Annotated in this window: 15 protein-coding genes and 1 riboswitch; of the genes, 7 read left to right on the top strand and 8 right to left on the bottom strand. The window is 60.2% G+C overall.

Annotated features, from left to right (window positions below; translation table 11 throughout):
* Both ACJWXQ_RS09655 and ACJWXQ_RS09650 read right to left on the bottom strand, forming a co-directional pair.
* The coding region (locus ACJWXQ_RS09655) for a DMT family transporter (protein ID WP_406672708.1) at positions 1-817 on the bottom strand (817 nt) is incomplete at its 3' end.
* 29 nt (positions 818-846) lie between these two features.
* Positions 847-1314, bottom strand: coding sequence for a universal stress protein (locus ACJWXQ_RS09650; protein ID WP_306727110.1), 468 nt, complete (start codon positions 1312-1314; stop codon positions 847-849).
* Between the two features lie 433 nt (positions 1315-1747).
* On the opposite strand from ACJWXQ_RS09650, the gene ACJWXQ_RS09645 reads away from it, so the two are divergent.
* Positions 1748-3241: a SulP family inorganic anion transporter gene (locus ACJWXQ_RS09645; RefSeq protein ID WP_406672707.1), complete on the top strand. Its 1494-nt coding sequence runs from the start codon at positions 1748-1750 to the stop codon at positions 3239-3241.
* Here ACJWXQ_RS09645 and ACJWXQ_RS09640 read toward each other — a convergent pair.
* The 6 genes from ACJWXQ_RS09640 to ACJWXQ_RS09615 form a co-directional block, all read right to left on the bottom strand.
* Positions 3238-3891, bottom strand: coding sequence for an NADPH-dependent FMN reductase (locus ACJWXQ_RS09640; protein WP_406672706.1), 654 nt, complete (start codon positions 3889-3891; stop codon positions 3238-3240). The genes ACJWXQ_RS09645 and ACJWXQ_RS09640 overlap by 4 nt on opposite strands.
* 63 nt (positions 3892-3954) lie before the next feature.
* Positions 3955-4341 (bottom strand): arsenate reductase ArsC, encoded by a 387-nt coding sequence (locus tag ACJWXQ_RS09635; protein ID WP_406672709.1) that lies wholly within the window; start codon positions 4339-4341, stop codon positions 3955-3957.
* Positions 4342-4458: 117 nt separating this feature from the next.
* Positions 4459-5193, bottom strand: a complete 735-nt coding sequence (locus ACJWXQ_RS09630; protein WP_406672705.1) for a hypothetical protein — start codon at positions 5191-5193, stop codon at positions 4459-4461.
* A 273-nt stretch (positions 5194-5466) separates the two neighbouring features.
* The gene (locus ACJWXQ_RS09625) at positions 5467-6621 is read right to left on the bottom strand and encodes a DUF5694 domain-containing protein (RefSeq protein WP_406672704.1); all 1155 of its coding nucleotides are present in this window, start codon (positions 6619-6621) and stop codon (positions 5467-5469) included.
* A 69-nt stretch (positions 6622-6690) separates the two neighbouring features.
* Positions 6691-7272, bottom strand: coding sequence for a sigma-70 family RNA polymerase sigma factor (locus ACJWXQ_RS09620; RefSeq protein WP_406672703.1), 582 nt, complete (start codon positions 7270-7272; stop codon positions 6691-6693).
* A gap of 7 nt (positions 7273-7279) precedes the next feature.
* Complete coding sequence (locus ACJWXQ_RS09615; protein ID WP_406672702.1) at positions 7280-7738, bottom strand: ArsI/CadI family heavy metal resistance metalloenzyme; 459 nt, start codon at positions 7736-7738, stop codon at positions 7280-7282.
* A gap of 415 nt (positions 7739-8153) precedes the next feature.
* On the opposite strand from ACJWXQ_RS09615, the gene ACJWXQ_RS09610 reads away from it, so the two are divergent.
* From ACJWXQ_RS09610 to ACJWXQ_RS09585, 6 genes are all read left to right on the top strand, one after another.
* Complete coding sequence (locus ACJWXQ_RS09610; protein ID WP_406672701.1) at positions 8154-8948, top strand: transcriptional regulator; 795 nt, start codon at positions 8154-8156, stop codon at positions 8946-8948.
* The gene (locus ACJWXQ_RS09605; protein WP_406672700.1) at positions 8945-9922 is read left to right on the top strand and encodes a nucleotidyl transferase AbiEii/AbiGii toxin family protein; all 978 of its coding nucleotides are present in this window, start codon (positions 8945-8947) and stop codon (positions 9920-9922) included. Before ACJWXQ_RS09610 ends, ACJWXQ_RS09605 begins: the two co-directional genes overlap by 4 nt.
* A 58-nt stretch (positions 9923-9980) precedes the next feature.
* Positions 9981-10475, top strand: a complete 495-nt coding sequence (locus ACJWXQ_RS09600) for a hypothetical protein (protein ID WP_406672699.1) — start codon at positions 9981-9983, stop codon at positions 10473-10475.
* Positions 10476-10484: 9 nt separating this feature from the next.
* Positions 10485-11042, top strand: coding sequence for an AAA family ATPase (locus tag ACJWXQ_RS09595; protein ID WP_406672698.1), 558 nt, complete (start codon positions 10485-10487; stop codon positions 11040-11042).
* A 496-nt stretch (positions 11043-11538) separates the two neighbouring features.
* A riboswitch (cyclic di-GMP riboswitch) is annotated at positions 11539-11633 on the top strand.
* 381 nt (positions 11634-12014) lie between these two features.
* Positions 12015-12377: a roadblock/LC7 domain-containing protein gene (locus ACJWXQ_RS09590; RefSeq protein ID WP_406672697.1), complete on the top strand. Its 363-nt coding sequence runs from the start codon at positions 12015-12017 to the stop codon at positions 12375-12377.
* Between the two features lie 149 nt (positions 12378-12526).
* The coding region (locus ACJWXQ_RS09585; RefSeq protein ID WP_406672696.1) for a hypothetical protein at positions 12527-13013 on the top strand (487 nt) is incomplete at its 3' end.

Below are 13013 nucleotides of genomic sequence, written 5' to 3'. Positions count from 1 at the left end.
GGCTTTCACCCAGAACCGCGACGCCGAACAGGGAGGCGGTGACCGGTTCCACCATGGCAACGATGGACGCCACGGCCGGGGCCGTATGGTTGAGGCCGATAATGTAGAAGATGAATGACAAGCCGGCACCGATCACGCCCAGGATCAGAAACAGGGGCCAACTTGAAGTGCTCAGAACGGCCACGGTCTGCTCCGGATTGCCCAAGGCAAACAGGATGACGGCCATCACCGCAAAGGCAATCACCAGAATTGCCTGGGGACTTCCGTGAGGGGCGGCGTACTTGAATCCGAAGATGAACACGGCATAAGACAAGCCCGACAACAGACCCGCCCCGGCCGCGACCAGCGTCACCTCCCCGGCACCCACATCATAAATACCGGTCAGCAGAACCACCCCAAGCAGGACCATAACAATGGCTACCCACTTGAACACGCTCGGCTGCTCAAGCCGGAGCGTGAAGGACACCAGATAGACAAAGACCGGCGCGCAATACATCAGCATGGCAGCCACCGCCACACTGCCCTCGGCAATGCTCAGAAAATAAAAGGCGAAGTTGCCCGCCACCCCGACACCGGCCAGCAGCGACCACAACCACAGCTTTTTATTGCCCAGGCCACTCCCCCGCGGCCGGAGCGCCAGCCAGGCCAGCACGAACAGAAAGCCAATGGCGCCCCGGTAAAAGGACACCACCACCGGATCCCAACCCTCACCGGTAAGAATCCCGCCAATCCCGCCCGACAGCCCCCAGCACAGGGCCGCCAGGGCCACAAAGGCCGTACTCAGGCCTGCCACACGCTCGGTCGGCAAGCTCTTCATGCGGAGATCCGGACCGGAGACATACAGGCTTAATCCATCGGGGGCAGGAACTCGGCCTGTTCAGGAGCAAGGTCCACATCATGAACCGCCAGGACAGGTTGCTTGGCGTGGCGGACCAGCCACTCGGTGGCGGAGCCATGGAGGAACTGCTGCAGGCCGCTGCGGCTGCGGGTGCCCATGGCGATCAGGCTGGCATCCCACTGGTCGGCATGCTGGCTGATCTTCTCGGCCGCGCTGCCCACTTCAATGGCCACTTCCTCGCCTTCGCGCTGCCAGGCCTTGAGCTTTTCCATGGCCGCCTGTTCGGCCTTGCTGCGCTCCTCGCGGGCGTGCAGGGGGTTGATGGCGGGGTTGGCCGTGGCCTCGGCGATATCGCTGGGGTCCAGAATCGTCAGCAGTCGAATCACGGCATTCTCGGGGCGGAAGGAGCGGGTCACCGCCAGTGCCCGGGCCGAGGCACTGGTGAAGTTCACGGGAACGAGAATGCGCTTGAGCATGGCAATCGGCCTTTAAAGGTTCGTTTTGGCTGGAGGGGCATCGCGCGGATGTCCCGCTGAATGCCCCGCAGGGTACCCCATCGGCCGCCAAGCGGCACAGCCATTCCCGAAAAAAACCGCCTTAAAACAGACCCAAATCAATTTGATATGCTGCAGCGGGCCGTTCGCCTTGAGACCCCGGGCCAATCGCCGTATCATTCCCGCCTTTCGCGACTTTGGCAATTTGGTCGCCGCGAGACAGATATCCCCTGTTTGATATCCCCCAGGAGTTGCGTACTCCGGCCACGCGGCTTATCAGCATTTTCCTGCCAGTAGTTGAATCCGGGAGCGCCCAGCGCCCTTCCCGCCACGATTCATTTTGGCGGCGGGCAGAGCATGGCGGCTTCCCGGCATGCCTGCCATGCGACCGCCCGTAACCCCTCAAGGGACATCAATGCTTTCCGAGACAATCAAGCGTAACTGGTCCGCCGTCCGCAATACCTGGTTCTTCAATGTCCGTGGAGATTTGATCTCGGGCATCGTCGTGGCCCTGGCGCTGATTCCCGAAGCCATTGCCTTTTCCATCATCGCCGGCGTGGACCCCAAGGTCGGCCTCTACGCTTCATTCTGCATCGCCGTGGTACTCGCCTTCACCGGCGGCCGCCCAGGCATGATCTCGGCCGCCACGGGTGCCATGGCCCTGCTGATGATCACCCTGGTGGCCGATCACGGGGTGGAATACCTCTTCGCCGCCACCATTCTCACGGGCATCTTCCAGTTGGTGGCCGGCTGGCTGAAGCTGGCGCGCTACATGATGTTCATCCCACGCACCGTGATGATGGGCTTCGTCAACGCCCTGGCCATTCTTATCTTCATGGCCCAGCTCGAGCATTTCATCGGCCACGGCATCCCCACCTATCTCATGGTGGCCGCGGGCCTGGTGATTCTCTACGGCTTTCCCTACATCACCAAGAAGATCCCGCCCGCCCTGGTGGCCATCGTCTCCCTGACCGCCGTGGCCTGGTTTGTTGATGTGCCTTTCAATACCGTGGGCGGCATGGGCGAGCTGCCCGATGGCGCGCCCTTCTTCCACCTTCCCAATGTACCCTTCACATTGGAAACCCTGATGATTATCCTGCCCACGGCCCTGACGCTCACCATTGTCGGCCTGCTGGAATCCCTGCTCACGGCCTCCATCGTGGATGACCTGACCGACACCCCCAGCAAGAAGAACAAGGAAAGCCGGGGTCAGGGCATCGGCAACATCGTCAGCGGCTTCTTCGGTGGCATGGCCGGCTGCGCCATGATTGGCCAGTCCATCATCAATGTAAAATCCGGCGGGCGCGGGCGCCTCTCCTCCCTGGCCGCCGGGGTCTATCTGCTTTTCTTTATTCTGGTCCTGGGCGATCTGGTCTCCATGATCCCCATGCCCGCCCTGGTGGCGGTCATGATCATGGTGGCCATCGGCACCTTCGACTGGAGCTCCTTCGGGATGCTGAGAAAGATGCCCCGCACCGACGCCCTGGTGCTCATTGTTACTGTCGCCACGGTGGTCATCACCCATGACCTGGCCAAGGGTGTGTTCGCCGGCGTGCTCATGAGCGCGATCTTCTTCGTGCGCAAGCTGGCCCGCCAGATCCAGGTCGAGGCCATCGACAGCGACAACGGTCAACACCGCAGCTACAAGGTCCGCGGTGTGCTGTTCTTCGTGGCCGTGAACAACTTCATGAAGGGCTTCGACCCGGATAATCCCATCCCCAATGTCACTATCGACCTGAGCACGGCCACCCTCTGGGATAGCTCAGCCGTAGGTGCGGTGGACAAGATCGTCGGCAAGCTTCGCCGCAGCGGCAAGACCGTCGAGGTCATTCACCCGGAAGGACAAGGCTCGGAGATGATGGACAAGCTGGCGGCCTATGATCAGCCCGGCGGTGGCAGCGGGCACTAAGGAGCATTGCGCTGGGATGGATCATGCTGGAAAGCCGGTGTAACCGACGCCGGGTCCCGGCGTTCCCATTGCGCCTGGCAGGCCTCGGCCCACCACGCGAGCTGGGAAAACGTCCGGCCAAAGTACCCGGACCATGCCTCGCCATCCTCCCCTGCCGAAAAGTCCCCGTCTCCGGTCAGGACTTCACCCGCGCGGGGCACGTGAATCATGGCGGAAACGGGCAGACAGCCCAGCTCCGAGAGAAAGGCGCGCATGGCCACGGCGGCCCGGGTTCCGCCCCATTGGCCCGCCGAGTAACTGACGATCGCGCTGGGCCGGTAGGCGAACAGGGAACTGCCGAAATGATTGAGCAGATCGGCCAACGCCGGGCTCATGGAATGGTTGTATTCCGGGCTGATCATGACATAGCCGTCCGCCGAACGGATCTGCCCGGCCAGAGTATCCAGTGCCTCCGGCACCCGCCCCTTGGGATAACTGAAATGGGGTCGGAAGTTTTCCTCTCTCGGCACCTTCAGGGGGTCGACAAGCGTTGTCCTGACACCCCTTTCCGCTAGCAATCGCAGGCAAGCCTGCGCCACCCGCCACCCCAGCCGAGTCGGTTGCGGCGCGCCTTCCGTGCGGGTGGAACCAAGAAACACCAGATAATGCATCACCTTCTCCCATGATTCTCCAACCGGTGCCCGAAGATGGCCACCCCATCAGGAGACGCCTCCTCAAGCGAACGTCTCGCTGATCCGCTCCCGGAGTGCATCCCTCACCGCCCGGAAAGGCGCAAGGTCGTCGGGCCCGGCGCTATCACCGGCCGGGTCGGGAAATGGCCAGTGATGGCGGGTAAAATCACCCATGGCCAGCGGGCAGACTTCGTCCGCGCACAGGGTCACCATCTGATCGAAATCGGCCAGGCGTATCCCGTCCACGGACTTGGAATGATGGTGCTGGATGTCAATGCCTTGCTCCGCCAGCACCGCAACGGCCCGAGGATCAAGCTGGCCGGGACTCGATCCTGCCGAGGCAATACGGACTGTCTCAGGTAACAGCGCCCGGGCCAACCCCTCCGCCATTTGGCTGCGGGCGGCGTTGGCGCTGCATCTCCGTTCTATTTCGTTTATCGTCGAATAACGATAATCAAATCTCCCCGCTCAAATGTAAAGGCCGGCGCGACCACCCAACACTGGAAGGCGGTCAACAACAGCCCCCACAGCAGTTCGGCACAGGTTTCAACGGTCAGGATCCAGGGAAAAACCTCCGCCCGAGTCCGACGGGCACGGTATGGGGAGGACCATCGTCTCGCCACCATGCGGCATCTCACTTACGCGGAAACAGTAGTCGTCGCCGTAAATCATCTCATCGCCATAAAAATCCCGAACTCGATCCGGTTCCACTCTTTGGCGTGATCCGTGTCCAGGCTCGTACCGGGCAAGCTGCTCACGCAAGTTGGGGTCGAAGACGCCATCTGCAGCCCCATTGCCTTGCACATCCCCTTGGCTCTCCTGAACCACCTCACGAGCCGCAGATCGCATGTCATCCTCAAGGGTGCTGGTATTGAGGCTTGGGCTCTCCTCAGGTTCAGGCGCTTCCGATGCTAGTTCTTTGGCCTCAGCCTCTAACGAATCCAATGTCTCTTCTAATTCGGTACTTTCCGGTTCTGAGGCTTCCAAGTCCTCAATGTCATCCTCGGGGCTTTCAACTAACAGGTCTTCCTGGACTGCCAATAGATCCTCTGCCTGAGCATCTTCTTCAGTGGAGGGCTGGCTGGGCTGAGAAAGAGTGACTTGCAGAATGCGTTCTTCTGATTCCGGCTTCGCCTCCTCGGAGGGCATCAAATCTTCCAGAGTCAGCAGGACAATCCCAAGAGCCGCATGCAGCACACAAGAGCCAAGCAGAAACACCCAAGCCGGGCGGTGGGAGAACGTTGGCGACGGCTCCAGGCTTGTGTCTTTCTCAGATCCCATCGCAGACACGGCATCCCTGCCCTGATTGGAAGCAGGGCCAAAATAAGGTGAATCCGAACAACACTGAGGCAAGCAATTCAGTGAGTTAGGGAACCTCTGATCAATTAATTGATCAGAGGTTCCTTAGTTCAGAAATTCCTACCGGGTCTTCTCTTGAAATAGCGGCAGATGCCTGCCTGCCGCCACTCCCTGTTCCCGCACTTTGATGCATGCCCCTGATGCTTGCCCAATGGCCGGTTCTTGAGTAAGTCCATCCCGGTGACGGGTGAGACATCAATCAAGAAGCTGCTCCAGTTGAATGATATCCAGGTCCGTCATGTCGGACAGGTAGCTTTCCAGGAATGGGCGATGGGAAGCACCAATGACGACCAACACGTCCTTGCCTGGGTAATGAGCAGACGCCTCACGGATATTGGCGGCGATCGACAGATCCCGAGCTTCCCGGCGCGCCATGCGGGTTCGGGCCAGGTCCTCGTCCAGGCGCTCATCAAAGAAGGCGGCCCATTGTGTGCCAATATCTAATACGGCATATTCACGCGAGTTCAGCTGACGGTAGAGCGGCAATAAATCCCCGTCTTCCTGCAGCTTTTCCATAGCTGGTTTGGTGGCTTCTTTGTAAACCGCTGCGACTTCAGAGTGGATATCCGTCTTCTGCAATGATTCCTGCAGTGCCTGGTGATCTTCCATTGACTGGATGCCCAGACTGAATTGATCGTCAATTTGGTAGATCTTGTTCAAGCCAAGTTCCGCAGCCAGCAAAACCCCGAGCTGAACCGCTTCGTTGGATGCCCCAAGCGCATTATTCAATGCATCAACACTGCTCTCATCCAATCCCTGGCCGGGTTGACGCGCAGATTCCTCCAGTTGGGCCCAATGCAGCAGGCCTGTGTGGTAGTCATATGAAGCCAGTGAGGCGGCAATCAGCTTTCTCCTGTCTTCCGGGTCCAGGCCATCCGCTTCTACTCCTTCTAATAGACCACGCTGAGCTTGTCGGGCTGCCGCCCAACTCATCTCGCCATGCTCCCTGACCGCCTCGGCTCGGCTAATCACACCGGAGGCAAACATATCGAGTACCACATCCCAGTCATCCCGCCGGTCATCCAGATGGCGTTTGGTCAGAATATCCCGGGGACGAAGCACCTCCACGGCAACCACATCCGGTGAGAAGTCCTTGAGGACCTCCCGCAGGCCATCCAGCCATTCAGGGTCGAAATCCTCCGGAAACTCCTGGGAAAGATGGGGCGAGCCAAGCACCAGCAATCGACCGGCCTCGACCCGGGCGGTGTCCTGGGACAGCACCTCGCTGACTTGCAGCGATCCGGTGTCACGGTCCGAGGGCTGGGGCTCTGAAATGGCCGGGGAAATGCCGCCAAAAAGCATGGCTGCCACGGTCGTGAGACCCAGCAAGGGGCGCGTGCGAATCGTCATCGGTGAATCTCCCTAGTGATGAATTGGTGTTGTAGTTCAGTGCAACACTAGTTGATCACGCCCCCGAAATCAAGGCTTCCCCCGACGCCGGCGGTATTCCAGGATCTCCCCGCCGGCAGTGGCTTCAATGTGGCAGCAATCCAGAATGGCCTCCCGGAGCATGGCGCGGCCGCGGGCCATGCGGCTCTTGATGGCTGACGGAGTAAGACCCAGTTCCCGGCTGAGCTGGGCGCCGGATTTGCCCTCCAGGGTGGTCGCGTACATCACCCGACGGTACTTGGGGGGCAGGCCATTGATGAAAGGGATCAGGCAGGCCGCCACCTCCTGCTCTGCCTGGTTATAGCCCGGCCCACCGTCGGCCAGATCGGCCGGCAGGGCCTCCGTGGGCCGGGCGCGGCGGTAATGATCCGTCAGGGCATTGGCGGCAATGGTCCGCAGCCAGGCAGGAAGATTGCTGGGGCGGGCGCCCCGGCCCAGGGCATCAAGGGCCTTCAAGAAGACCTCGTGCAACAGATCCTCAGCCACGGCGGGCTCGCTGACCTTGCTCCGAAGAAAGGCCAACAACCCCGCCCGAAAACGCGGATAAGCGGCGGCCAGCTCACGGCTGGCCGCCCTGCTTCGGTCTGTCTGCTTCCGGCTTTCATCACTCATGACAGCCTCAGCCACAACCACAACCCTCCTGGCGGGTCCGGACCTGCTCGGCGCCAACCGCCTGCCCAATCAACTCCACCGGACCATGGTCGCCATATTCCTCAGCGTCACCAGTGGTCAGAAAATGCTCCCAGGCCACCCCCTGGGGGTCCACACTCCAGTGCTTCTCACTCCGGGCATAGCAGCAGGTCGTCTGCCCCTCGTCAATCAGCCCGTCGGCGTTGGCCGCCTCTGCGCGAGCATGCAGCTCGGCCAACTCTTCCTCGCTGTCCACCTGCATACCCAGGTGGTTGATGCCCGGCTCATCACTATGGACGGAAACGGCGAAGTTGACCCGCGGTTCCTCCAGCATCCACTTGGCGTAACCGCGCTCCTCCTTGGTCGGCGATTCACCGAACAAGGCCGTGTAATAACGAATACTCTTCTCCAGATCACTGACCCCGACGTGGACATGCAGGCGTTTCATGGCGTTCTCCTCTTTCAGTTCACTTGGGTGCACCCGATCGCTCGGGCTCTACTCCCAATGACGCAGGAGGGGCGGAATGGTCGCAAAACCTCGACAAACCCCCGGAGAGGAAGCACAAACAGGGCAACGGCGCTTGATCGAGTTACCCTCCCCCCTGGCCACCAGCATCACCGGCGCCGCCGGCCTTGCCCCGCTAGCGGCCACCGCCAACGACCCCAGCCTCGCCCGGGCACTGGGCCTGGACCGGAACTCAGTCGTTATGGGTGTGATCACCGAGGCGGCCGTCTAGGGCTTTCTCGATCGCTAGCCGCATTCCAGCACCTCCCCACTGGCATGGTCCTCATTACGGCTCAACTTGATCACTCCGTCATTAAGGCATAAACTTCTTATGCCTTTGCGACATTGAGAACAAGTCATGGAAGCCGGAACCTTTCTTAAACAACACAAGGTTTTCCGCATCGAGCAATTCGAGGCGGCCACCGGCCTCAGCGGCTCCGGGCGAAAGGCATCGCTCGACTATCACCGCAAGCGGGGGCATGTCCTGCCAGTTCGTCGCGGCCTGTACTGGGTCGTGCCCCCCGGACACCGGCCAGAAACCTGTCCAGTCGATCCCTTTCTGATTGCTGGCCATGTCAGCGTCAACGCCGTCCTCGCCTACCACAGCGCCCTGGAGCTACATGGGCGTGCCTACAGCAGTTTCAACGAAATTCAGTTTCTGGTTAGTAGCAATCTCCGCCCCTTCGAGTTTCGGGGCACACGGTACCGGCCCTTGACGATTCCCCCGGCACTGGTCCGTAAACATCAGCAGGAATTAGGCCTGGAATCCGTGGATCGCTTCGGTACGCCCATCAAGGTAACTGGACTGGAGCGCTGTCTGGTGGATGTGCTCGACCGCCCCGAGCTGAGTGGTGGCTGGGAAGAAGCCTGGCGCTCGCTAGACATGATCGAGTATCTCGACCTCCCGGCGGTGTGCCACTATGTATCTGCCTTGGGGAACGCCACCACCGCCGCCAAGACCGGCTGGTACCTGGAACAAAACCGCCAGCGCCTAATGGTCGACGACCACACACTAGAAATCCTTCGCAAGCGCGCGCCCGCCAAGCCACACTATGTACATCGCGGAAGCCACGAGCCGACACGTTTTTTATCACGTTGGAACCTGGTCGTCCCCGCCTCCCTGGCTGATCAAAGCTGGGAGGAGCTGATATGACTCTTTCGGCGGAATCCCTTAATCGGCTATCGGCCGAAAGCGGCTTTCGTGTCGAGTTCCTGGAAAAGGTGGACCGACTAGTCGCACTGCTACAGGCCCTATTCCGTGACCCTTACCTGGAAAGCCGGCTTGCCCTGAAGGGCGGCACGGCACTTAACCTCTTTCACTTCAACCTGCCTCGACTGTCAGTGGACATCGATCTCAACTATATCGGTGCCCTTGACCGCAACACGATGCTGGCCGAGCGCCCACAAATCGAACAGCGCATCCAAGCCATCGCAGCTCGCCAGAACCTCGCACTGGCTCGAGCCCCCACTAGCCATGCCGGCAGCAAATGGAGTTTCCGCTATACCAGTGCGCTCGGTGGCGGGGGCACCCTTGAAGTGGATCTGAACTTTCTATATCGCACTCCACTCTGGCCCATAGAATGCAGAGATTCGCACCCACTCGGGCCGATTGTGAGCAAAAACATTCCAATACTGGACATTCACGAACTGGCTGGCGGAAAACTCGCGGCCCTGCTTTCCCGCACGGCCGCACGTGACCTGTTTGATGCCCACGCCCTGATGACTTCAACGCCCATGGACCCTGCCCGCCTTCGATTGGCCTTCATACTCTATGGCGCAATGAACCCCAAGGACTGGCGCACCATCAAAACCAACGACATAACGCCTGACACGCAGGAAGCCAGCCGCCAGCTCTTCCCGCTATTGGTACAGAAACTCGTCACACGCAAAGCCGAACAACGGGAAATTCTGACACGCCTCACCAACGAGACTCGAACCGCACTGGAAAAGCTTCTGCCCCTACATGACAATGAACGGGCCTTTCTCGACCAACTCCTGGACAAAGGCAAAATCCAACCGAGTCTTCTCAACATGGAACCCGCACAAGCTACCATGCTTACGCAACACCCGGCCCTGCTCTGGCGGGCAAACCAAGCCACCCCCGAAAACAACGGAGCATCACCGTGAAGATCCATCCCCTGCTGTTCGGACTTGCCCTGGCCGCCGCCGCCCGCTGGAACTGAAAGTGGACGGCGACAAGCTGATCATTCCCGCCGACCCCGACAATGACGACGACGAACCCGAAGCCGTCATCCCCCGCTCCGCCGACCGCTTCCTGGTCCCCGAGCGGGACAAGGCGCTGATATTCATCCACCGCGACAATGAGCGGCCCGAAATAAGAGTCCGCCGCGACGGCTACGATGAGGAACGGCTAATCCCCGTCACACCGGCCGCCCCCGCCCCGGACACCCTGACCGACTACACCGGCCACTACGCCAGCGACGAGGCCGAAACCCGCCTGCGCATCGAAGTCGACAACGGCCAACTCATCGCCCACCGCCGCCCGGCCGACCGCTTCGAACTGGAGCCGCTCTACGCTGACGCAAGAGGGGGCACCTTCGAAGCCGACGACCTGGGCCTGCTCCGCTTCAGCCGGGACGGCAACGGCAAGGTGGACGGCCTCTCCTTCAGCCGCGGGCGGGTCTATGACATGCGCTTTGAACGCGAGGAAGATGACTGACACCACGAGATGAGCAACGATAACCAGGCCGAAAACAGACTCATCGTCGCCGCCCTATGCGGCCTGCCCGGCGCAGGCAAAAGCCGCATAGCGGCAACACTCGCCGAAGCGTCCGGCTGGCCCATCCTCGACCGCGACCAAATCCGCGCCAAGCACTTCCCGGACGGCCGCGTCGACCGCGAAGCCACCCGCGAGGCCGAGGCAATCATGACGCGACAACTGGCCGAGCTGCTGACACAGGGCCGATCCGTCATCCTCGACGGCATGACCCTGGCCCGAGCCGAGCGACGAAGGGAATGGGCCCAATTCGTTCATGACCGGGGCGGCCTGTGGCGCCTCCTATTCGTCGAATGCCCCCTCCCCACCGCCATCGCCCGCGTGGAAGAAGACCACGCCACCGGCCGTCACGCCGCCAGCGACCGCAACGCCGACCTGGTCCGCGCCGTGGCCAACCACTTCGAGCCGCCAGACATCGACAAGGCAGACGTCATCCGCATTGATGGCTGCGCCCCACCCGACGGCACAAACCTCGCACGGACAGCCCGGACGATCACATCGAGCTGGTAGATTGGAGCGGCCGGATTGTGCGGGAAGGAAAACGAGGCGCGATCCCGGAGGATCTATCACCCATTCTGGATCGACTGGAGATTGATGCGAGAACCTGGCTCCGGGCCATTCGCCGGGGACAGCGCCTCAAATTCCACCATGCCGTAGGCCGGGCCTCAGCCATCAAGATCGCGGCCGAGCACTTCGGGCGAAGCTTCCTAAAGGGGCTGGGCTTCGCCAGGACGCTATTCCCCGAACCGGGCTAACCGACTCTCAATCTCCCGGGATAACACCCAAACTGCCGCCCAAGGCAGCCTGGCTGTGCCCGGAACTACCCCAATTGAGCAGTAACCTGCCATTCCAGCCCGGGAAACGGGTACTTCTGGCCCAAGAGGATCGTCTGTCGCAGACCACCCGCTTACAGGGCTGCCAACTCGTTAGATCTGACCTACTAGGGAGGTGGGTGTCTTCGTTGTTTGCAAAAAGTAATATTTCAACTAGCCTTTTACGTTGAGCGTCACGAAAAAGGTAAAGCTGCCGAAAGGCAGTGGCACAAAGTTAACGGTCTAAGCCTACGGCAAGCACCGGAGGTATGACGGCAGCACTGCCGAAGACGGAGCTCGATATGCGTACGTCGAAATATGAGGCCCCAGCACGCCTCCCTTGCCCAGCAGGCTTCACGACCATCTGCGCCCCATTGGGCACTGCCCCTTCTTCTGATTCTCTTCCTTTGTCGCACCGAGACGCAATCCAAGAGCCGGTTATGGAGTGTAATCCCTATCTCGTGGATTGGGGTGCCCACATCCTGTGTCCATCTCTTCGCCGTCAGAATGTGCAACTAGCCAGTCAAGCATCATGCGGAGAATCGCTGAACGCGCCCCAGCGCCTTCGCACCTCTTATCCGGGCGTGGTTAGAGTCACGGTTCAAATGAAATTGGATGAATCCGGAATCGTGGCCTCCAAATATTTATAGGACGACAAAAGGAGAAAAATATGGGCAAAAAAGCCGACCTTTCACCACTCCAGGAAATCGACGGCTACATTGGCTCCGCGATCGTCGATAGCAGCAGCGGCATGACACTCGCCATGGACGGTGGCGGGCAAACCCTGAATATTGAAACGGCCGCAGCCGGCAACACTGATGTTGTTGCCAAGAAGCGCGAGGTCATGAAGAAGCTCAAGCTGAATGACAAGATTGAAGACATCCTGATCTCGCTACACAAACAATACCATCTGATCCGCCTGCTCGAATCTAACGATGCCATGTTCGTCTACCTGGCGCTTGATAGGAGCAAGGCCAATCTGGGTATGGCGCGGAGTGAGCTGAACCAGTTCGAGAAAGGCCTCGAGCTTTAGAACCGAACGCCGCAACCCGGGTGCCGCCACGATAAGGCCAAAGGCGGTACCCGGGGCGCAAAACCCACAAAGCGGTTCTCGTTCTTTGCACTGGCGGTTTCGTCTACACGCCGATGCACGTTTTGGTTAGGGAGACAGGGGCGACAATTATGGAAGTCGAGAAACGAATTCTGGGATGGGCCGGGCTGACCCCACATGAGGTAGAGGTGGTCCGGTTGGTATTTCAAGCACTGGGGGACAAACTCATAGAGGATTGGAAACTGGACGAGCACGCCAGAAACGATGTCGTGATTGCCAACCCTCTTACGAGCCACGGGAAAGGCGCGCTTTCCGAGGCCCCTTCTGCGATCGCTGTCGTCGATCGATTTGGGAAGGTGCCAGATTGGATCGATCATCACCTGATTCGTCCGCTTCGTCCGCGTGCCCTGGTCGAATCAATGAATGCCACATGTACAAAGCCAGCGGCTGAAGCCGAGCCCGAAACGCTGAAAACCGCGTCCGAGAGCACGCGAAAATCGCTTGCTCAGGCGCTGCACGACGCAACGACTCAGGCAAACCCGGACAGCGTCCACGTCATCGATGGTATCGGGGACGCCCCGCTGATTGTCGACGCAGTTCGAAACCGCCTCTGCGGTT

The organism is Natronospira sp. (assembly GCF_007134575.1).
Taxonomy (GTDB): domain Bacteria; phylum Pseudomonadota; class Gammaproteobacteria; order Natronospirales; family Natronospiraceae; genus Natronospira; species Natronospira elongata.
Note: the sequence above shows the minus strand (reverse complement) of the source record. Positions and strands in the feature narration are given on the sequence as shown.